Source organism: Enterobacter sp. RHBSTW-01064 (assembly GCF_014103035.1).
Lineage (GTDB): Bacteria > Pseudomonadota > Gammaproteobacteria > Enterobacterales > Enterobacteriaceae > Enterobacter > Enterobacter mori.
Window position 1 is genome coordinate 836,225 of sequence record NZ_JABXOU010000002.1, and the last position, 19,857, is coordinate 856,081.

At 56.7% G+C, this 19,857-nt stretch carries 18 protein-coding genes; 11 read left to right on the forward strand and 7 right to left on the reverse strand.

What is annotated here, in order from left to right; all coding sequences use genetic code 11:
- Nucleotides 1-28: 28 nt before the first annotated feature.
- Together HV355_RS09995 and HV355_RS10000 are read left to right on the forward strand one after the other, a co-directional pair.
- Nucleotides 29-910: a LysR family transcriptional regulator gene (locus HV355_RS09995; protein ID WP_042717239.1), complete on the forward strand. Its 882-nt coding sequence runs from the start codon at nt 29-31 to the stop codon at nt 908-910.
- A gap of 32 nt (nt 911-942) precedes the next feature.
- Nucleotides 943-1,737 (forward strand): SDR family NAD(P)-dependent oxidoreductase, encoded by a 795-nt coding sequence (locus HV355_RS10000; RefSeq protein WP_182401748.1) that lies wholly within the window; start codon nt 943-945, stop codon nt 1,735-1,737.
- A gap of 4 nt (nt 1,738-1,741) precedes the next feature.
- On the opposite strand, the gene HV355_RS10005 is transcribed toward HV355_RS10000, so the two are convergent.
- Nucleotides 1,742-2,269: an NlpC/P60 family protein gene (locus tag HV355_RS10005; RefSeq protein WP_182401750.1), complete on the reverse strand. Its 528-nt coding sequence runs from the start codon at nt 2,267-2,269 to the stop codon at nt 1,742-1,744.
- A gap of 237 nt (nt 2,270-2,506) precedes the next feature.
- Here HV355_RS10005 and HV355_RS10010 point away from each other — a divergent pair, with 237 nt between their 5' ends.
- The gene (locus HV355_RS10010) at nt 2,507-3,169 is read left to right on the forward strand and encodes an HAD family hydrolase (RefSeq protein ID WP_089598690.1); all 663 of its coding nucleotides are present in this window, start codon (nt 2,507-2,509) and stop codon (nt 3,167-3,169) included.
- Nucleotides 3,170-3,229: 60 nt separating this feature from the next.
- Here the strand turns inward: HV355_RS10010 and HV355_RS10015 are convergent, their stop codons facing one another.
- Nucleotides 3,230-4,255 carry a TerC/Alx family metal homeostasis membrane protein gene (locus HV355_RS10015; RefSeq protein WP_182401753.1) on the reverse strand — a complete coding sequence of 342 codons (1,026 nt, stop codon included), beginning with the start codon at nt 4,253-4,255 and terminating at the stop codon, nt 3,230-3,232.
- Between the two features lie 329 nt (nt 4,256-4,584).
- On the opposite strand from HV355_RS10015, the gene HV355_RS10020 reads away from it, so the two are divergent.
- Complete coding sequence (locus tag HV355_RS10020; protein ID WP_148401146.1) at nt 4,585-5,919, forward strand: MFS transporter; 1,335 nt, start codon at nt 4,585-4,587, stop codon at nt 5,917-5,919.
- A gap of 35 nt (nt 5,920-5,954) precedes the next feature.
- On the opposite strand, the gene HV355_RS10025 is transcribed toward HV355_RS10020, so the two are convergent.
- Nucleotides 5,955-6,692: an IclR family transcriptional regulator gene (locus HV355_RS10025; protein WP_010436618.1), complete on the reverse strand. Its 738-nt coding sequence runs from the start codon at nt 6,690-6,692 to the stop codon at nt 5,955-5,957.
- A gap of 169 nt (nt 6,693-6,861) precedes the next feature.
- Here HV355_RS10025 and HV355_RS10030 point away from each other — a divergent pair, with 169 nt between their 5' ends.
- Both HV355_RS10030 and HV355_RS10035 read left to right on the forward strand, forming a co-directional pair.
- Nucleotides 6,862-7,554 (forward strand): methyltransferase, encoded by a 693-nt coding sequence (locus HV355_RS10030; RefSeq protein WP_108417665.1) that lies wholly within the window; start codon nt 6,862-6,864, stop codon nt 7,552-7,554.
- Nucleotides 7,554-8,507: an NAD(P)-dependent oxidoreductase gene (locus HV355_RS10035; RefSeq protein ID WP_126816104.1), complete on the forward strand. Its 954-nt coding sequence runs from the start codon at nt 7,554-7,556 to the stop codon at nt 8,505-8,507. Before HV355_RS10030 ends, HV355_RS10035 begins: the two co-directional genes overlap by 1 nt.
- Nucleotides 8,508-8,539: 32 nt before the next feature.
- Here the strand turns inward: HV355_RS10035 and HV355_RS10040 are convergent, their stop codons facing one another.
- Nucleotides 8,540-9,736 (reverse strand): NAD(P)/FAD-dependent oxidoreductase, encoded by a 1,197-nt coding sequence (locus HV355_RS10040; protein ID WP_120159399.1) that lies wholly within the window; start codon nt 9,734-9,736, stop codon nt 8,540-8,542.
- 228 nt (nt 9,737-9,964) lie between these two features.
- Here HV355_RS10040 and pitA point away from each other — a divergent pair, with 228 nt between their 5' ends.
- Nucleotides 9,965-11,464 carry an inorganic phosphate transporter PitA gene (gene pitA / locus HV355_RS10045; protein ID WP_042717227.1) on the forward strand — a complete coding sequence of 500 codons (1,500 nt, stop codon included), beginning with the start codon at nt 9,965-9,967 and terminating at the stop codon, nt 11,462-11,464.
- A 54-nt stretch (nt 11,465-11,518) separates the two neighbouring features.
- Here the strand turns inward: pitA and uspB are convergent, their stop codons facing one another.
- On the reverse strand, nt 11,519-11,854 hold the full coding sequence (uspB, locus tag HV355_RS10050; RefSeq protein WP_003861224.1) for a universal stress protein UspB: 336 nt from the start codon (nt 11,852-11,854) through the stop codon (nt 11,519-11,521).
- A gap of 283 nt (nt 11,855-12,137) precedes the next feature.
- On the opposite strand from uspB, the gene uspA reads away from it, so the two are divergent.
- Nucleotides 12,138-12,575, forward strand: a complete 438-nt coding sequence (gene uspA / locus HV355_RS10055; protein WP_003861223.1) for a universal stress protein UspA — start codon at nt 12,138-12,140, stop codon at nt 12,573-12,575.
- A 96-nt stretch (nt 12,576-12,671) separates the two neighbouring features.
- Here uspA and rsmJ read toward each other — a convergent pair whose 3' ends face one another.
- Both rsmJ and prlC read right to left on the reverse strand, forming a co-directional pair.
- On the reverse strand, nt 12,672-13,424 hold the full coding sequence (gene rsmJ, locus HV355_RS10060; RefSeq protein WP_126816106.1) for a 16S rRNA (guanine(1516)-N(2))-methyltransferase RsmJ: 753 nt from the start codon (nt 13,422-13,424) through the stop codon (nt 12,672-12,674).
- A 7-nt stretch (nt 13,425-13,431) separates the two neighbouring features.
- A complete protein-coding gene (gene prlC, locus HV355_RS10065; RefSeq protein WP_182401755.1) occupies nt 13,432-15,474 on the reverse strand; it encodes an oligopeptidase A in 2,043 nt (680 codons plus the stop codon).
- 215 nt (nt 15,475-15,689) lie between these two features.
- On the opposite strand from prlC, the gene HV355_RS10070 reads away from it, so the two are divergent.
- The 3 genes from HV355_RS10070 (at nt 15,690) to HV355_RS10080 (ending at nt 19,788) form a co-directional block, all read left to right on the forward strand.
- Nucleotides 15,690-16,532: a 23S rRNA (adenine(2030)-N(6))-methyltransferase RlmJ gene (locus HV355_RS10070; protein ID WP_108417662.1), complete on the forward strand. Its 843-nt coding sequence runs from the start codon at nt 15,690-15,692 to the stop codon at nt 16,530-16,532.
- A 71-nt stretch (nt 16,533-16,603) separates the two neighbouring features.
- A complete protein-coding gene (gene gorA / locus HV355_RS10075) occupies nt 16,604-17,956 on the forward strand; it encodes a glutathione-disulfide reductase (protein ID WP_182401757.1) in 1,353 nt (450 codons plus the stop codon).
- Nucleotides 17,957-18,138: 182 nt separating this feature from the next.
- Nucleotides 18,139-19,788 (forward strand): alpha,alpha-trehalase, encoded by a 1,650-nt coding sequence (locus HV355_RS10080; RefSeq protein WP_089598696.1) that lies wholly within the window; start codon nt 18,139-18,141, stop codon nt 19,786-19,788.
- Nucleotides 19,789-19,857: the final 69 nt, after the last annotated feature.

The window sequence follows — 19,857 nt, forward strand, 5'->3', positions numbered from 1 at the left end:
TCAAATTCATCCAAATTTTAGATTAATTATGCACAAGACGACGCTCGAACAATGGGCCTTGCTGGAGAGAGTGGTGGAGGCTGGCAGCTTCGCTAAAGCAGCGGAAGAGACCCACCGCAGCCAGTCTTCGGTCAGCTATAACCTGTCGCTGCTGCAGGAGCGGCTGGGCGTGGCGCTGCTGATGGCGGAGGGAAGACGGGCCGTGCTCACTCCCGCAGGGGAATTATTACTGAATCAGGTTAAACCGCTGCTGAAGGCGTTCTCTTACGTCGAGACGCGCGCCGCGACGCTGCAGAGCGGCATGCGGACCCGGCTCGACCTCATGGTTGACAGTATCTTCCCGCGTCGCCGCCTGTTCGCCATTTTGCGGCAGTTCCAGCAGCGCTATCCGCAAACGCAGGTGCGGCTTACCGAAGTGCTGGAAAACAGCCGCGACGATGCGCTGAATGATGAAGCCGACGTGATGATCCTCACCCGCCGCCAGGACATTACCGGACTGGGCGAATGGCTGATGAATATCGACTTTGTCGCCGTTGCCCATCACGAGCACCCTCTGTTTGCACTTGATGCCCCGCTGAACGATGAACTGCTGCGCCCGTGGCCGCTGATCCAAATTGCGGACAGCCAGCCTGCTGCCCGCCCTGCTGGCGGATCCTGGACATTTTCCACCATTGATGCCGCCATCGAAGCGGTGATGAACCAGGTTGGATACGGCTGGCTGCCGGAAGAGCGTATTCAAACGCAGCTGGAACAAGGCGTTCTGAAAGCGCTGCCGCTCAGCCACGGCGTGCGCCGCGCGACGCCGCTGCACCTCATCGTTAAGCGCTCGCTCAGCCCGCTGGATGAACAGGTGGACACCCTGCTGCACCTTTTTAAACAGGAGCCGTCATCCTCACCTGCTACGCTTTAAGGTCTGAACGTTAAAACCACAAGGAGCGGAGCATGAAAATCGATTTTACGGGGAAAGTGGCGCTGGTGACCGCCTCAACCGGCGGGATTGGGTTCGCTATCGCCCGAGGGCTGGCTGAAAGTGGTGCGGAAGTGATTGTGAATGGCCGCAGCACGGACTCGGTGAACAAGGGTATTCAGCAACTCCAGCAGGTCGTGCCCGGCGTGCAGGTGCGGGCGGCCATTGCCGATCTCAGTACACCGGAAGGGGTGGACGCGCTGCTGAACGTGGCACCGAACGTCGACATTCTGGTCAACAACGCGGGGATTTACGGCCCGCAGGATTTCTACTCCACCGACGATGACACCTGGGAGCGTTACTGGCAGACCAACGTCATGTCCGGCGTGCGCCTCTCCCGCGCCCTGCTACCCGGCATGGTGCAGAAAGGCTGGGGGCGCGTGGTGTTTATTTCGTCCGAATCGGCCTGCAATATTCCAGCGGATATGATCCACTATGGCGTGACCAAAACGGCGCAGCTCTCGCTGGCGCGCGGGCTGGCGAAATTTGTAGCCGGAAGCGGCGTCACGGTTAACAGCGTCCTGCCAGGACCGACGATGTCTGACGGTTTTGCCGAGATGATGAAGGACGAGATCGAGAAAACAGGGAAATCACTGGAGCAACTGGCGAAAGAGTTTGTGATGGCTAATCGCCCCAGCTCGGTGATTCAGCGCGCCGCGACGGTGGAAGAAGTGGCGAATATGGTGGTGTATGTCTGTTCGACGCAGGCCTCCGCCACCTCCGGTGCGGCACTGCGCGTCGATGGTGGCGTAGTGGATGACATCATCTGAGCCGTCAGGCTGCAGCGCCCGCCACCCGGCGGGCGGTGATGAAATGTTCCTGCCAGTAGTTGTCCGTCAGGGTTGAAACCGTTACGCCCTGGCTGCTCGAAGCGTGAATGAACTGGCTATCACCAATGTAAACGCCCACATGCTTTCGGTTCGGGCCCATCTGGAAAAACACCAAATCTCCGGCCTTCAAACGGTATTGTGCCACCTGCACACCGCGATGGATTTGCTCGCTCGTGGTGCGCGGCAGTTTCAGGTGTGCGGCATCACTGAAGAGGTGCTGCATCAGCGCAGAGCAATCTACCCCGCGGTGCGTGGTTCCTCCCCACCGGTAGTGGGTCCCTTTCCATTTCTGGTATTGATCGAGAATGCGGGAACGTAGCGGACCCGTTTGCTGATGCATCAGCCCGGCCTTTGCCGGGGATGCCGACAGCTCGCTGTTCATTGACAACATGGAAGCAGGCAGTTGAAAACTAAATGCTGAAAACGAGGCAAAACTTAACGAGAGTATTGAAATAAGCGATCTAAGAGTCATATCAAAAAGAAGCAGTGAGTGAGTTTTTCCTTACGGGTGGGGCCAATGTTTCCCCAAAAATCGTGCAATGTGGCGATAATATAGACTGTTCGTTTTTCATCCAATTTTTATCGGGTCTGATTTTGGACTCTTCGGCCCTGTCGCAAGAATGAGAAAAAAACGCGCGTGGTATAAGGACTGTGGAGCTAAAGCAGGTAAACTAATGAGCAGAATGTGTATTTCAGCTAAGACGTATTTATGACCAATATGATTGCCGACGACGCCGTGGCCAAATCCCACGTGCTCTCTGTCTTTGACTTTGATGGAACATTGACGCATCACGACAGCTTTATCCCTTTCCTGCGCTTTGCCTTTGGCAAGCGTTACTTTGCGGGACGGCTGGTGCGGATGGCGTTACCGACGCTCCACTGCGTGCGCCGCAAGCTAACGCGTGATGAGCTGAAAGAGGTGTTGATCAAAACGTTCCTGACAGGGGTGGACGAGCACTGGTTACGTCAGCAGGCGGAAGCCTTTTGTGAAAAATACTGGAACAAGCTGATGCGCCCTGAAGGGGTTTTAGCCGTGGCGGCGGAGGTGAATTCCGGTGCGGAAGTGACTATCTGCTCCGCCTCCCCGGCACTGGTGCTTCAGCCGTGGGCGGATAAGCTCGGCATTAAGCTGATTGGTACGCAGCTGGAAGTGAAAAACGGCAAGCTGACCGGGCGTATCACCGGCAATAACTGCCGCTGTGCACAGAAAGTCGCGAGGCTGGAAAAGGTCTACGGCGATCTCAACACCTACCACCTGCGCGCCTGGGGTGACACCCGTGGTGACCACGAACTGCTGGCGGCAGCGCAGGATCCACACTGGCGGCACTTCCATCATCCGCGCAAGCGTCGGAATTCACCGATTAAGGGTTAGGTGCGGTCTGGTGCCCTCACCCCGGCCCTCTCCCACAGGGAGAGGGAGAAAAACGGTACATCAGGCCTCACGTTTCCCCGGGAACATCACGCTCGCAATAATCCCCAGCGCCAGCACGCCCAATACCACAAACAGACTGGCCGTCGCGCCAATGCTGTAACCGTGATGCCAGAAGTGATCGGTGGCATTCAGACCCAGCTTGAATGCCACAAAGAACAGCAGCAGCACCACGGCTTTCTCGAGGTGTACCAGGTACTGCTTCAGCGCTTCCAGCACGAAGTAAAGGGTACGCAGGCCAAGGATAGCGAACATCATGGCGCTGTAGATAATCAGCGGTTCGCGGCTCACCGCGATAATGGCCGGTACGGAGTCAAACGCGAACATTACGTCAGAGAGCTCCACCACCGCCACACAGAGCAGTAACGGCGTCGTGTAGCGCTTCGCTTTCTTCACGCGGCCAACCATGACGTCCTGGTTTTCTGGCTTCTCCAGCTCAGCATCCACCTCTTTTTGCGTCAGGATAAACGCGTGGCTGCTGATTTTCGGCCAGACCGGGTAAAAGCGTTTTACCAGACGATAAGCCAGATGACCGGAGTAATCTTCGACTTCATCGCTCTCTTCATTGCGCTTGAGCATCATCACCGCCGTCCAGCCGACGACCAGCGCGAAAACCACCTCAACGTACGGTCCCAGACTTAACAAGCTGGTGCCGATAGCCACAAAGATACCGCGGAAAACAATCGCCCCCAGCACGCCCCAGTAGAGCACACGGTGACGGTATTTATCCGGCACGCCAAACCAGGCGAAGATGGCCATCATCACGAACAGGTTATCAATGGAGAGAACTTCCTCCAGCGCGTAGCCGGTCAGGAACAGGCTCGCCATTTCGGCACCGTGGTGGATATACAGGAACCCGGCAAACGCCATCGCCATCGAGAACCAGAAAACGGACCACATCGCCGCGCTTTTCAGCGAGACAGGTTTATCGTGACGGTGCATGAAGAGATCGATAAACATCGCCCCAACGGCCATTACGACAAAGACAACAACGGTTTCCGTCGGGAAACCGAGATGAGCAGCAGACATACACAACCCTTTTATAGAGGCAAAACACAGCACCATGCAGACTGGCGTAAACCAGCCGAGAAAAAGGGTGGACTGTTGATCAACGTCTCCACCCTCAAAACCGCAGCTCTGTGGCTGCGCAAGGTGTGTACTTTACCTCACAACGTAGGGTGGCGCATCTGCCGTTTAGACGCATTACGTTAAGAACTTTATATGTGAGTCACCTCTTATTTACATAATTTAAACCTTCCATTCACTGGATAAAAATAACGCATCGTCGCTATAGTGGTTTTGTTTAATAAAACCGAGTTGTACCTGATAAAACAAAGAATAAACCCTGCGAGGACACAATGACAGAACAAACATGTTATGGCGCAACCGCCACTGAGGAGATAGAAAAAGAGACGATGCGGAAAGTGATCTGGCGTATCCTGCCGTTTCTCATCGTCAGCTATCTGATCTCCATTATCGATCGCGGTAATATCGGCATGGCTTCGCTGCAGATGAATGAGGATCTTGGCCTCAGCAAAGCGGCATTTGGCTTCGCCAGCAGCCTTTACTTTGTGGCCTATTTTTTGTTTGAAGTGCCAAGCAACCTGGCGATGCAAAAAGTCGGCGCGCGGCTGTGGATCCCGCGCATTATGATTAGCTGGGGCATTGTGTCCATGTGTATGTCGCTGGTCCAGAACACCACGTCGCTCTATATCGTCCGTTTCCTTCTCGGCGCCGCAGAGGCGGGCTTCTTCCCGGGCGTCGTGCTTTATCTGACCTGGTGGATCCCTTCCCGTTACCGCGCACGCATTATTGCCTCCTTTATGGTCGCCATCCCACTCGCCAACTTCATCGGCTCCCCGCTTTCCGGGTTGATACTGTCCATGGACGGCTGGCTGGGTCTGCGTGGCTGGCATCTGCTGTTTATCATTGAAGGTTTGCCCGCCGTGCTGCTCGGCATTGCCGCCTGGTTTATTCTCCGCGATCGCCCTCATCAGGCGAACTGGCTCAGCAGTGAGCAGAAGCAATGGCTGGAAACCACGCTGGAGAGCGAGCGCAATCAGCAAAAGAATATTGGACATCAAACGACGTGGCAGTTATTGAAACATCGCCAAATCTGGCTGCTGGCGCTGATTTACGCTGGCGCATCGTCTGCCGGCACGACCATCAGCGTATGGTCTCCTCAACTGCTGAAATCCTTCCATCTCAATAATCTTGAGACAGGCCTGTTCAACGCCATCCCGTACGGTCTGGCATCCGTACTCATGATTGTATGGGGACGAAGTTCTGACCGAACCAACGAACGCCGCTGGCATACCGCGCTGACGCTTTTCATGATTGCCGCAGGCGTATTTGCCGCATTTGTCAGCGCCTCCCTTGCTGCCACCATTGTTATTCTCAGCATCATGCTCATCGGCGCTTATTCAATGAAAGGGCCTTTCTGGGCGCTGGCGTCCGGCTGGATGAGCAGTACCTCGGCGGCAGCAGGACTCGCCGCGATTGGCGCCATCGCTAACCTGATTGGCGGAGCAGTTATGGTAAATGCGTACGGCATTATCAATGAGCGGACGGGCAGTTATACGCTGGCTATGCTTCCGCTGGCCGCGCTGTGTGTGGCGGGGGGGATCGCGGTGCTGATGATGGGCCGACAGACCCGCAATACTCAGCTACACGAGAAGCAGGTCACAAATTAACGATAACAAAAGCGGGACGCGTGTCCCGCTTTTCGTTAACGGTTTTCTTCTGCTGTATCGCTCGTTTCACCGTAAAACTGCTGGCAGAAGGGCTTACTCGCCCCCATTTTCTGTGACAGGCGGCTGGCAGTGTCATGCATCAACTGGCTGATACCTTGCTCCCTGCGGTCTTCTGTCAATCTTGATATGGGCCCGGTCAACGCCAGCACCGCAATCAACTTGTCGTGAACACCGAAGACCGGCATTGCAAACGCAGCAGTATGGGGATCGCGGGCACCTGCAGTGTAGAGCGGAACGGCAGGCTCACCGTCCGGCAGGCGTTCATTGAGACCCCAATGGCGCAGAACCTGACTGATGGCAGAATCGTCCAGCGGGAACTGTGTACCGGGAAGATTGCTGTGACGAAGCCCATGTGAGGCTTCAGCACGAAACAGGCACAGACGTTGCCCGCCCTCTAACACATACCAGCTGGCACTCTCCTGAGACGCCAGGGATAAAGCCTGTAGCTCAGGTTGAACTACCCTGGAAAGATGGAAAGACTGTTCATACAGCTTACCGAGGTAAAGCAGACGAGGGCCAAGCGCATAATTGCCGTCATCATGCCTGACGACATAGTTCATCCGTTCAAGAGAATTCATCAAGCGGTAAACCGTGGTTTTATGATAACCCGATAGCTGAGCCAGCGCGGTCAGCGTCAGGCTTTCATCGCCAGGACGGAAGCAATCCAGTAAAGCCAGCGCTTTTTCAACCGCTACAACGCCTTCATTCCCCATCATTATCTCCTTTTCAGCCCGGCAGTGAGTGTACCTCAAATTTTGTGAGTCACTTCGTGTTTACATCACAAACCCCCTCTCGGGTCTGGCTAAAAGGAAAGCAACACCGCTATAGTTGTTTCATATTGTACACCTGAATTGTACACAGTAAAACAATATGGAGGCATTCATGTCCGTTTCTGAAAAACCAACGATCAATCGCCACTTCGAACGCGTTCCTGCTGAAGAGGTGCGCCAGGCCGCAGAGTATCAGGCAGCTATCCTCGCGGATGTTGCCGGACGCCGCGGCACGCTCCATGGCCGCATCAAGCCGCTGGCACCGCATATGGCCGTTGCGGGTCCGGCCGTCACCGTTGAGGTACGGCCAGGAGATAATCTGGCCATTCACGCCGCGATGGCGGTTGCCCAACCCGGGGATGTTCTGGTCGTCGATGGAAAAGGCGATCTGAGCTGTGCGCTACTGGGTGAAATTATGGCAACCCAGGCCCAGGCGAGCGGGATTGCTGGGATCATCATCGACGGAGCAGTACGTGACGCTGACACGCTGAGCAAGGGTAACTATCCCGTTTTCTCTGCCGGTCTGAATCCCTGCGGCCCGACAAAGTCTATTCCTGGCCGGGTTAACCATCCGATTTCCGTTGCCGGCGCGACGGTACAGGCCGGAGATTTAGTGGTAGCCGATATCGATGGCGTGGTGGTGATCCCGCGCGATGAGGTTCAGCAGATTATCGCCCTGGCAAAAGGAAAGCTGGAGATGGAGACTAAACGTCTTGCCGCCATCCGCGAGGGAGATTTACGTCCACACTGGCTTAACGACGCGCTGCGCAAGGCGGGCATGTTGGCGGACGGGGAGACGCTGTAATGGCAAACAAAAAGGTAGTCATTGTTACCGGAAGCGACCTGGCGGAGCAGGCCATGGAAATGTTGCAGGGTTTTGAGGTGGTGTTTGCGGGTCGCCAGCCCACGGAGGATGGGCTTATTGCGCTGTGCGAGCAGCATAACCCGGTGGCAATACTGGTACGTTACGGCAAGATAACCGCGAAAATCATGGATGCTGCGCCTGCCCTGAAGGTTATTTCCAAACACGGAAGCGGGATCGATGTGATAGACCAGGCGGCGGCGGCCGAGCGTAACATTGCCGTCCGATCCGCGCCGGGGGCAAACGCAGCGGCGGTGGCCGAACACACCTGGGCGTTGATTCTCGCCTGCGCCAAATCCGTGGTGTCCCTGGACACGCGACTGCGCGAAGGGCACTGGGACAAGGCCACGCATAAATCCATCGAACTGGAAGGGCTAACGCTGGGGCTGATCGGGCTGGGGGCGATTGGCTCGCGAGTGGCGAATATGGGTCACGTCTTTGGTATGCGGGTTCTGGCTTACGATCCCTACGCTAAATCAATGCCTTCCGTCTGCGAGCGCACTGATACCTTGACTGACCTTCTTTCCCGCTCCGATGTGATTTCTTTGCATTGTCCGCTCACCGACGAGAATCGGGGCATGATCAATACAGAGACGCTCGCGCACGTTAAGCGAAACGCTATCCTGGTGAACACGGCACGCGGCGGCTTGATTCACGACAGGTCATTGTTCGCAGCGTTAAAGGATGGAACACTGCACAGCGCGGGGCTGGACAGCTTTACCAGCGAACCGCTGACCGCGCCGCACATCTGGCAGGGCGTCGATAACATCATTATCTCCCCGCATATTGGCGGCGTCAGCGCAGCGTCATATATAAAAATGGGAACCGTTGCGGCCAGAAATATTGTAGACGTTATGAATACGGCTGATGAAAGAACGCTTACCGTCAGCCGCTAGCCCGAAAATGGACGACACGAAACGCCCTTCCGTCACGGTTTCTCTGCCAGCGCCTGCGCGCACGCCCAGGCGCTGGCCCACGCCCACTGGAAGTTATACCCGCCGAGCCAACCGGTGACGTCCATCACTTCACCTATGAAGTAGAGCCCTGGAACATTGCGTGCTTCCATGGTGCGCGAAGAAAGCTCGTGCGTATCGACACCGCCCAGCGTCACTTCCGCCGTGCGGTAGCCCTCGGTGCCGTTTGGCTGAACGCGCCAGGCTGTCAGCGTCTCGACCAGCGCGTCCTGCTCGCGGCTGTTTAGCTGCTTAAGCGACACATCGGGGATCTGCCCCAGCACCTGCAGGCACTCCACCAGACGCTTCGGCAGCTGCATCGCCAGGGTATTTTTCAGGCTCTGATTCGGGTGCGCGGTACGCTGCTCGTTGAGGAACGCGTCCAGATCGCAGTCCGGCACCAGATTTACCGTCACAAATTCCCCCGGCTGCCAGTAGCTGGAGATTTGCAGCACCGCCGGACCGGAGAGGCCGCGATGGGTAAAGAGCAGGTTTTCGCGGAACACCGTGCCGTCTTCGGCGGTAATGACCGAGGGAACGGACACGCCGGAAAGCGTCTGGAGCTGTTCCAGAAGCGGTTTATGCAGCGTGAACGGCACCAGACCGGCACGCGTCGGCAAGACTTTCAGGCCAAACTGTTCGGCAATTTTATAGCCGAACGGGGACGCGCCCAGGCCCGGCATCGACAGGCCGCCGCTGGCGATCACCAGGCTGTCGGCGCTGACGGTTTCACCGTTGAGCTGTAGCCTGTAACCCTGCTCGTCGCGGGCGACTTCCAGCACTTCGGTGCGCAGGCGCATCGTCACGCCACCCTTCTCGCACTCGGCCACCAGCATATCGACAATCTGCTGCGCGGAGTCGTCGCAGAACAGCTGGCCCAGCGTTTTCTCATGCCACGCGATGCCGTGCTTACCCACCAGATCGATAAAATCCCACTGGGTGTAACGCGCCAGCGCAGATTTGCAAAAATGACGGTTTTGGCTCAAATAGGCCGCGGGTTCAACATACAGATTAGTAAAGTTGCAGCGCCCGCCGCCGGACATCAGGATCTTACGGCCTGGCTTTTTACCGTTATCCAGCAGCAGCACGCGACGACCCGCCTGTCCGGCCATTGCCGCACAAAACATACCCGCCGCACCGGCGCCAATTACCACGGCATCAAACCTTTCCACGTCAAAATCCTCTTCGTTAACTGCCGCGGATTGTAAAGTTTCCTCTGTGGTCACACCAGCGTAAAAAGATATTACAAAGCCATTTCATTGATATTTAAAGATTATCCTTTCAGGCACTTTTCCCAAATCAGGTGGTATGTCAAAAAAAGTCTATATTTCACTTTGCCCGCCGTGCATTTGTCCTGGATAATGCGCCGCGTTCATGTCCTCAAAATGGCGTAACGTCCTATGCTACATTTGTTTGCCGGCCTGGATTTACATACCGGGCTTTTATTATTGCTTGCTCTGGTTTTTGTACTGTTTTACGAAGCGATCAACGGCTTCCACGACACTGCAAACGCAGTAGCAACGGTTATCTACACTCGCGCAATGCGATCGCAGCTTGCGGTTGTTATGGCGGCGGTATTTAACTTTTTTGGTGTCCTCCTGGGCGGACTGAGCGTTGCGTATGCGATCGTGCATATGTTGCCAACGGATCTGCTTCTCAACGTTAGTTCTGGCCATGGCCTTGCTATGGTGTTCTCAATGCTGCTTGCTGCAATTATCTGGAACCTCGGTACCTGGTATTTCGGCCTGCCTGCATCCAGTTCTCACACGCTCATCGGCGCGATTATCGGTATCGGGTTAACCAATGCCCTGATGACCGGGACGTCCGTTGTTGATGCGCTGAACATCCCGAAAGTGTTGGGGATTTTCGGCTCTTTGATCATCTCTCCTATCGTGGGTCTGGTGGTTGCGGGTGGATTAATTTTCATCCTGCGTCGCTACTGGAGCAACACGAAAAAACGTGCGCGTATCCACCTGACGCCAGCAGAGCGTGAGAAGAAAGACGGCAAGAAAAAGCCGCCATTCTGGACGCGTATTGCGCTGATCATTTCCGCTATTGGCGTGGCGTTCTCTCACGGCGCGAACGATGGTCAGAAAGGGATTGGTCTGGTGATGCTGGTACTGATTGGCGTCGCACCGGCTGGCTTCGTGGTCAACATGAACGCCTCCGGTTACGAAATCACCCGTACCCGTGATGCAATTAACAACGTCGAAGTGTACTTCCAGCAGCATCCTGCCCTGTTGAAGAAAGCGACCGGCGTTGACCAGTTGATTCCGTCTCCTGAAGCGGGTGCCACCACCGCGCCGGGCGAGTTCCACTGCCATCCGGCAAACGCGATTAACGCGCTGGAACGTGCCAAAGGCATGCTGGGCGACATCGAAAGCTACGACAAACTGGCTGTTGAACAGCGTGGTCAGCTGCGTCGCATCATGCTCTGCATCTCTGACGTGACGGATAAAGTCGCGAAGCTGCCAGAAGTGAATGCTGACGATAAACGTCTGCTGAAGAAACTGAAAAGCGATATGCTCAACACCATTGAGTACGCGCCAATCTGGATCATCATGGCCGTCGCGCTGGCACTGGGTATCGGTACAATGATTGGCTGGCGTCGTGTGGCGACCACCATCGGCGAGAAGATCGGTAAGAAAGGCATGACCTATGCGCAGGGTATGTCTGCGCAGATGACGGCGGCGGTTTCTATCGGTCTGGCGAGCTACACCGGTATGCCAGTATCCACCACCCACGTACTCTCCTCGTCCGTGGCAGGTACCATGATTGTTGACGGCGGCGGTCTGCAGCGTAAAACCGTGACCAACATTCTGATGGCCTGGGTGTTTACACTCCCGGCATCCATCCTGCTGTCTGGCGGTTTGTACTGGATTTCGCTGAAGCTGATTTAATCGGTTGAAGGCGACAAAAAAGCGGGTCAGGAAACTGACCCGCTTTTTTTATGCTCAGTGCCAAATCATCAATGCAATCATACTGACCACGACCAGCCCGCACAGGGCACTGGTCAAAATGAACTGACGACGCAGACGCTCGCAACGACGGATAAACTCTTCATCGTGATGATCGCGGTAACGCTGGTAGTAGATGTATCCCACCAGACGCATCTGTTTGCTGGGCTGTCCATGCGAGGTGAAGAATCCTCCACCGTCCACATACTGATAAAGCAACGGATCGCAACCACGAAGTACTACTAACAGCGCACGTAACGATGAGAAGTAGCGCGCCATATTCACTATGCAAACTACGCATAACGCCCAAAACAATGCGACGGTGCTAATCATACATCCTCCCCGGCGTCCGCCCACGAAGCAAGGCTTCTGAGCTACCGCACTCCAATGCCCTGACAGACAGTTCAGTGAAAGAATGACCAAAAGTCGATCCGGTTCGCGTTTTAATATCCGAACGGTTCATTAAATAGTGTAGGAGATCCGTTAATTTTTTTGCCACAAGGTTAATCGTTATCAACACCAAAGCTTGAAAAATATGTTTAACTGGGCCGTAATGAATGTATCAGACGACGGCATTCTCATTTAGTCATCGATAACTTAAGGAAGGAGTAACACTATGGCTTACAAACACATTCTCATCGCGGTAGACCTCTCCCCGGAGAGCAAAGTGCTGGTAGATAAAGCGGTATCCATGGCACGTCCCTACAACGCGAAAGTTTCGCTGATTCACGTTGATGTGAACTACTCCGACCTTTACACCGGTCTGATCGACGTAAATCTTGGCGATATGCAGAAACGCATCTCCGAAGAGACTCACCATGCCCTGAGCGAACTGTCCACCAACGCGGGCTATCCAATCACCGAAACCCTGAGCGGTAGCGGCGACCTGGGCCAGGTGCTGGTTGATGCGATCAAGAAATACGACATGGACCTGGTGGTTTGCGGTCACCATCAGGACTTCTGGAGCAAGCTGATGTCTTCAGCGCGCCAGCTGATTAACACCGTTCATGTGGATATGCTGATTGTTCCGCTGCGTGACGAAGAAGACGAGTAAGTGCGTTAAATTCCCCTCACCCTAACCCTCTCCCACAGGGAGAGGGGATAGATCGAGAACGTAGGCCGGGTAAGGCGAAGCCGCCACCCGGCTTTTTTATTCTGGCGTTCCCGAATAAATATCAAACCGGTGCCCTTTGGTGGTCACCGCATTGGTCGTGGCGACATCCGCCAGCGGCGGCGCATAGTCCGGGCGCTTCACCACCACCCGCTTCGTTGCAAGCTGACGGGCAGGCTCCAGCAGGCCATCTGCATCTAAATCCGGCCCCACCAGCGACTGAAACACCCGCATCTCTTTCTTCACCAGCGCGCTTTTCTGCTTATGCGGGAACATCGGGTCGAGATAGACCACCTGCGGGCGAGGGGTGATATCGGTCAGCGCCGTCAGACTGGAGGCGTGAATCAGCTGCAAACGCGCCTGCAGCCACGAGCCGATTTCCGGGTCCGCATAGCCTCGCGCCAGCCCGTCGTCGAGCAGCGCAGCGACCACCGGATTACGCTCCAGCATCCGCACGTGACAGCCGACAGACGCCAGCACAAAGGCATCACGCCCTAACCCCGCCGTGGCATCGACCACGTCCGGAAGATAGCTCCCTTTGATGCCGATCGCTTTAGCCACCGCCTCGCCGCGACCGCCGCCGAACTTGCGCCGGTGCGCCATCGCGCCGCCGACAAAGTCGACAAAAATCCCGCCGAGCTTCGGTTCATCGCGCTTGCGTAACTCCAGGTGTTCCGGCGTCATCACCAGCGCCATCAGGTTTTCTTCATCATGCTCCAGCCCCCATCGGGCCGCCAGAACAGATAAGGCGCCGTCTCCGGCGCCCGTTTCATCTACTAAGCAGATCTTCACGTAACAATCAGCCTTTGATCCCGTAATGCTCAAGCATCGCATCCAGCTGCGGCTCGCGGCCGCGGAAGCGTTTGAACAGCACCATTGGCTCTTCAGACCCGCCGCGGGTCAGGATGTTGTCGAGGAACGACTGGCCGGTTTCGCGGTTGAAGATCCCCTCCTCTTCGAAGCGAGAGAAGGCATCCGCCGCCAGCACGTCGGCCCACAGGTAGCTGTAGTAGCCCGCCGCGTAACCGCCAGCAAAGATGTGGCTGAAGGCATGCGGGAAGCGGCCCCAGGTTGGCCCTGGAATAACGGCAACCTGCTTTTTGATCTCGGCCAGGGTGTCGAGGATTCTCGCTCCCTGCTCCGGGCTGAACTCGGCGTGCAGGCGGAAATCGAACAGGCCGAACTCCAGCTGACGCAGGATGAACATCGCCGCCTGGTAGTTTTTCGCCGCCAGCATTTTATCCAGCAGCTCCTTCGGCAGCGGTTCGCCGGTTTCATAGTGGCCGGAGATAAACGCCAGCGCGTCCGGCTCCCAGCACCAGTTTTCCATAAACTGGCTTGGCAGCTCGACCGCATCCCACGGCACCCCGCTGATGCCCGCCACGCCTGCGGTTTCGATGCGGGTCAGCATGTGGTGCAGACCGTGACCGAACTCGTGGAACAGGGTAATCACTTCATCGTGGGTGAAGAGCGCAGGCTTGCCGCTCACCGGACGGTTGAAGTTACAGGTCAGGTAGGCGACCGGCTTCTGCAGGGAGCCGTCGGCTTTACGCATCTGGCCCACGCAGTCGTCCATCCACGCCCCGCCGCGCTTGTTCTCACGCGCGTACAGGTCAAGGTAGAAGCTGCCGCGCAGTTCGTTTTTCTCGTCATACAGTTCGAAGAAGCGCACGTCCGGATGCCAGACGTCGATATCGGTACGCTCTTTCGCGGTGATGCCATAGATGCGTTTCACCACTTCGAACAGGCCGTTAACGGCTTTGTTTTCCGGGAAGTACGGGCGCAGCTGCTCGTCGCTGATGCTGTAGAGGTGCTGTTTCTGTTTTTCGCTGTAGTAAGCGATGTCCCACGGCTGCAGCTCGTCCACGCCGAACTCCGCTTTCGCAAAGGCGCGCAGCTGGGCCAGCTCTTTCTCACCCTGAGGACGGGCGCGTTTCGCCAGATCGGTCAGGAAGTCGAGTACCTGCTGCGGGTTCTCCGCCATTTTGGTGGCGAGGGATTTATCGGCGTAGCTGTCGAAGCCCAGCAGCTGTGCCAGCTCGTGGCGCAACGCGAGGATTTCCGCCATCACCGGGCTGTTGTCCCATTTACCGGCATTCGGCCCCTGATCGGAGGCGCGAGTGCTGTAGGCGCGGTACATCTCTTCACGCAGGGCCTGGTTGTCGCAGTAGGTCATCACCGGCAGATAGCTTGGGATATCCAGCGTTAACAGGAAACCGTCCTGCTCTTTCGCTTCGGCCTGGGCTTTTGCCGCCGCCAGCACGCTTTCCGGCATACCCGCCAGCTCCGCTTCGTCGGTAATCAGCTTCGTCCAGCCCATGGTGGCGTCGAGCACGTTGTTGCTGTACTGGTTGCCCAGCTCGGACAGACGCGCGGCAATTTCACCGTAGCGAACCTGTTTATCTTTTGGCAGACCGATACCGGACAGCTCAAAGTCACGCAGCGCGTTATCGACCGATTTTTTCTGCGCCGTGTTCAGTTCGGCATAGTGGTCGCCGTCGCGCAGGTCGCGGTAGGCTTTGTAAAGTCCTTCGTGCTGGCCGACCCAGGTGCTGTACTCAGAGAGCAGCGGCAGGGTTTGTTCGTAGGCTTCGCGCAGTTCCGGGCTGTTTTTGACCGAGTTCAGGTGGCTCACCGGGGAGAAGATACGCCCCAGCACGTCGTCCACTTCGGAAAGCTTCTGACACAGATTTTCCCACGTGTACGGCGCGCCCTGCGCAACCACGTTTTCTACCGCCGCGCGGCAGTTGTCCAGCGATTGCGTAACGGCTGGAACCACATGCTCAGGGAGGATTTTAGAAAACGGCGGCAACGAAAAAGGCGTCAGTAATGGATTGGTCATAAACGCTGTCCTGTTGAAATAGGTGAATGAAGCGCGCATCCGGCGCTGGGCATATTGTTTTCAGTAATGGGGTTAAGTGTAGAGGATTTCAATGCCGGACGTTGCGCTTTCGCGGCCGTGGAAACTTTTCTGTATACTGTGGCGATACGCTCTATTTTTGCCCGATGGCGCTACGCTTATCGGGCCTACGTTTACTACCTGGAACACATTCATCCATGCTCAGTTATCGCCACAGCTTCCACGCTGGCAACCACGCCGACGTCCTTAAACACACCGTTCAGAGCCTGATCATTGAAGCGCTCAAAGAGAAAGAGAAGCCGTTTCTCTATCTCGACACCCATGCGGGTGCGGGCCGTTATCAGCTGAGCGGTGAGCATGCCGAGCGTACCGGTGAATACCTTGAGGGCATCGCCCGCATCTGGCAGCAGGACGATCTGCCTGCCGAACTGGAGCCGTACATCGGTGTGGTGAATCACTTCAACCGCAACGGCCAGCTGCGCTACTACCCTGGCTCCCCGCTGATTGCCCGCCAGCTGCTGCGCGAGCAGGACAGCATCCAGTTAACCGAGCTGCACCCGAGCGACTTCCCGCTGCTGCGTTCTGAATTCCAGAAAGATAATCGCGCCCGCGTGGAAAAAGCCGACGGCTACCAGCAGCTGAAAGCCAAGCTGCCGCCGGTTTCCCGTCGCGGCCTGGTGCTGATCGACCCACCTTACGAAATTAAAACCGACTATCAGGCGGTGGTGACCGGCATCCACGAAGGCTACAAACGCTTTGCCACCGGGACATACGCCCTGTGGTATCCGGTGGTTCTGCGCGCGCAAATCAAGCGCATGATCAAAGACCTGGAAGCGACCGGCATCCGCAAAATCCTGCAGATTGAGCTGGCGGTACGCCCGGACAGCGATCAGCGCGGCATGACCGCTTCCGGCATGATTGTGATCAACCCGCCGTGGAAGCTCGAAGCGCAGATGAACAACGTGCTGCCGTGGCTGCACAAAACGCTGGTGCCAGCGGGTACGGGCCACGCCACCGTCAGTTGGATCGTACCAGAGTAATCGCAGCCATCGGTGGAAACTATTGATTTCAGGTATACAATCGCGGCAATTCACGATTAAGGACAAAAGCTATGACTAAGCATTATGACTACATCGCAATCGGCGGCGGCAGCGGCGGCATCGCCTCCATCAACCGTGCGGCCATGTACGGCCAGAAGTGTGCGCTGATTGAAGCCAAAGAACTCGGCGGCACCTGCGTGAACGTGGGTTGTGTACCGAAAAAAGTGATGTGGCATGCCGCGCAAATCCGTGAAGCTATCCATATGTACGGCCCGGATTATGGCTTTGACACCACCATCAACCACTTCGACTGGGACAAGCTGATCGCCAGCCGTACCGCCTACATCGACCGCATTCACACCTCGTACGACAACGTGCTGGGCAAAAATAACGTCGACGTGATCCGCGGTTTCGCCCGCTTTGTGGACGCGAAAACGATCGAAGTGAACGGTGAGACGATCACTGCCGATCACATCCTGATCGCCACCGGCGGCCGTCCGAGCCACCCGAATATTCCAGGTGCAGAATACGGTATCGACTCCGACGGTTTCTTCGAGCTGCCTGCTCTGCCTAAACGCGTTGCCATCGTGGGCGCGGGTTACATCGCGGTGGAACTGGCTGGCGTGATTAACGGGCTGGGCGCTGAGGCGCACCTGTTCGTGCGTAAACACGCACCGCTGCGCAGCTTCGACCCGCTGATTGTCGATACCCTGGTTGAAGTGATGAGCACCGAAGGCCCGACCCTGCACACCAACGCCGTACCAAAAGCGGTGGTGAAAAATGCGGACGGCAGCCTGACCCTGGCGCTGGAAGATGGCCGCAGCCAGACTGTCGACTGCCTGATCTGGGCGATCGGTCGTGAACCGGCGAACGATAACTTCAACCTGGCTGTAACGGGCGTGAAAACCAACGATAAAGGTTACATCGTCGTTGATAAGTTCCAGAACACCAGCGTGCCTGGCATTTACGCGGTCGGCGATAACACCGGAGCCGTTGAGCTTACGCCGGTTGCCGTTGCGGCGGGCCGTCGTCTCTCCGAGCGCCTGTTTAACAACAAGCCGGACGAGCATCTGGATTACAACCTTATCCCAACCGTGGTCTTCAGCCACCCGCCAATTGGCACCGTCGGCTTAACCGAGCCGCAGGCGCGCGAGCAGTACGGCGACGACCAGGTGAAAGTGTATAAATCGGCGTTTACGGCGATGTACACCGCCGTCACCTCTCACCGTCAGCCGTGCCGCATGAAGCTGGTGTGTGTAGGCCCGGAAGAGAAGATTGTCGGTATCCACGGCATCGGCTTCGGCATGGACGAGATCCTGCAGGGCTTTGCGGTGGCGCTGAAGATGGGCGCAACGAAGAAAGATTTCGATAACACCGTGGCGATCCACCCAACTGCGGCGGAAGAGTTTGTGACCATGCGTTAATCCTGATGCCCCTCTCCTGAGGGGCATTTTTTTAACATTCATAAATCGTTGCAAAACGAATGCTCCGAAAAGAGTGATCTACCGCACATATCCCTACCCTTCTACCGAAGCGAGTGTCTACGCTTATAGGACGCCCGGAAAAACCTGTCTTTAAGAACACACAACCGGAGGTCCTTATCACCATGTTCAACCAGAAGATACAGGCTACCGAGAACATTGAATTCGGGATCGAAGAAGAGCTGCGCTACGAGACCGATCCCTGCGAGTTGAAACTGGATGAGATGATTGAGGCGGAGCCGGAACCGGAAATGATCGAGGGGCTGCCGGCCTCCGACGCCCTGACGCCTGCCGACCGCTACCTTGAACTGTTCGAACACGTGCAGTCATCAAGGCTGTTTGCCGACAGCAAAACCTTCCCCGACTGCGCCCCGAAGATGGATCCGCTGGATATCCTGATCCGCTACCGCAAAGTGCGTCGCCATCGTGATTTTGACCTGGCACGCTTTGTGGAGAACCACTTCTGGATGCCGGAAACCTACGGGACAGAATACGTTTCCGACCCCGGTCTTTCCCTGAAAGAACACATTGATAACCTGTGGCCCGTGCTGACGCGCGAACCGCAGGATCATATTCCCTGGTCGTCCCTGCTGGCGCTGCCGCAGGCGTATATCGTCCCCGGCGGACGATTCAGCGAGACGTACTACTGGGATTCGTACTTCTCCATGCTGGGGCTGGCGGAGAGTGGCCGTAACGATCTGCTGAAGTGTATGGCGGATAACTTTGCGTGGCTGATTGAACGCTACGGCCATATCCCGAACGGTAACCGTACCTACTATCTCAGCCGCTCCCAGCCGCCCGTATTTGCCCTGATGGTGGAGCTGTTCGAGGAGGACGGGGTGCGCGGCGCGAAGCGTTATCTTGAACACCTGAAGATGGAGCACGCCTTCTGGATGGACGGGGCCGAGTCGCTGCTGCTTAACCAGGCCTACCGCAGCGCGGTGCGTATGCCGGATGGCTCACTGCTTAACCGTTACTGGGATGACCGCGACACGCCGCGCGACGAATCGTGGATCGAGGACGTGGAGACGGCGCGCCACTCTGGCCGTCCGCCGAATGAGGTTTACCGCGATTTACGCGCCGGGGCGGCGTCTGGCTGGGATTACTCCTCCCGCTGGCTGCGCGAGCCGGGCAGGCTTGCCAGCATTCGCACCACCCAGTTTATCCCTATCGATTTGAATGCCTTCCTGTTCAAGCTGGAAAGCGCGATCGCCAATATCTCGGCATCGAAAGGAGATAAAGAGACGGCCGACCTGTTCCGCCAGAAAGCCAGCGATCGCCGCGCGGCGGTTAACCGCTATCTATGGGATGAAGAGAATGGCTGCTATCGGGATTACGACTGGCGCCGCGAAGTCATGGCCCTCTTCTCCGCGGCCAGCATCGTGCCGCTGTATGTCGGGATGGCGACTCATGAGCAGGCTGAACGCGTGTCTGATGCGGTGAAAGCGCGGCTGCTGACGCCGGGCGGGATTCTGGCGACCGAGTACGAAACCGGCGAGCAGTGGGATAAACCCAACGGCTGGGCACCGCTGCAGTGGATGGCGATTCAGGGGTTCAAGCAGTATGGCAACGACTCGCTGGGCGACGAGATCGCCTGGAGCTGGCTGCACACGGTGAACCACTTCTACAAGACGCACCACAAGCTGATTGAGAAGTACCACATCGCCAGCAGCACGCCGCGTGAAGGTGGGGGTGGGGAGTACCCGCTTCAGGACGGCTTTGGCTGGACGAACGGCGTAGTGCGGCGGCTGATTGGGCTGTATGGGGAGCCTTAAGCGGGGTGCGGTTAGGTGCCCTCACCCCGGCCCTCTCCCTGTGGGCTGAGGGTTCCCCAAAAAATAATG

What these genes read in the sequence shown, in the direction of transcription:
- HV355_RS10000 (WP_182401748.1), top strand. Translation starts at nt 943, where the DNA reads ATGAAAATCGATTTTACGGGGAAAGTGGCGCTGGTGACCGCCTCAACC.
- gorA (WP_182401757.1), top strand. Translation starts at nt 16,604, where the DNA reads ATGACTAAGCATTATGACTACATCGCAATCGGCGGCGGCAGCGGCGGC.
- HV355_RS10025 (WP_010436618.1), bottom strand. Translation starts at nt 6,692, where the DNA reads ATGGGGAATGAAGGCGTTGTAGCGGTTGAAAAAGCGCTGGCTTTACTG.
- HV355_RS10010 (WP_089598690.1), top strand. Translation starts at nt 2,507, where the DNA reads ATGACCAATATGATTGCCGACGACGCCGTGGCCAAATCCCACGTGCTC.
- HV355_RS10020 (WP_148401146.1), top strand. Translation starts at nt 4,585, where the DNA reads ATGACAGAACAAACATGTTATGGCGCAACCGCCACTGAGGAGATAGAA.
- prlC (WP_182401755.1), bottom strand. Translation starts at nt 15,474, where the DNA reads ATGACCAATCCATTACTGACGCCTTTTTCGTTGCCGCCGTTTTCTAAA.
- HV355_RS10080 (WP_089598696.1), top strand. Translation starts at nt 18,139, where the DNA reads ATGTTCAACCAGAAGATACAGGCTACCGAGAACATTGAATTCGGGATC.
- pitA (WP_042717227.1), top strand. Translation starts at nt 9,965, where the DNA reads ATGCTACATTTGTTTGCCGGCCTGGATTTACATACCGGGCTTTTATTA.
- HV355_RS09995 (WP_042717239.1), top strand. Translation starts at nt 29, where the DNA reads ATGCACAAGACGACGCTCGAACAATGGGCCTTGCTGGAGAGAGTGGTG.
- uspA (WP_003861223.1), top strand. Translation starts at nt 12,138, where the DNA reads ATGGCTTACAAACACATTCTCATCGCGGTAGACCTCTCCCCGGAGAGC.
- HV355_RS10070 (WP_108417662.1), top strand. Translation starts at nt 15,690, where the DNA reads ATGCTCAGTTATCGCCACAGCTTCCACGCTGGCAACCACGCCGACGTC.
- HV355_RS10005 (WP_182401750.1), bottom strand. Translation starts at nt 2,269, where the DNA reads ATGACTCTTAGATCGCTTATTTCAATACTCTCGTTAAGTTTTGCCTCG.
- HV355_RS10030 (WP_108417665.1), top strand. Translation starts at nt 6,862, where the DNA reads ATGTCCGTTTCTGAAAAACCAACGATCAATCGCCACTTCGAACGCGTT.
- HV355_RS10015 (WP_182401753.1), bottom strand. Translation starts at nt 4,255, where the DNA reads ATGTCTGCTGCTCATCTCGGTTTCCCGACGGAAACCGTTGTTGTCTTT.
- HV355_RS10035 (WP_126816104.1), top strand. Translation starts at nt 7,554, where the DNA reads ATGGCAAACAAAAAGGTAGTCATTGTTACCGGAAGCGACCTGGCGGAG.
- uspB (WP_003861224.1), bottom strand. Translation starts at nt 11,854, where the DNA reads ATGATTAGCACCGTCGCATTGTTTTGGGCGTTATGCGTAGTTTGCATA.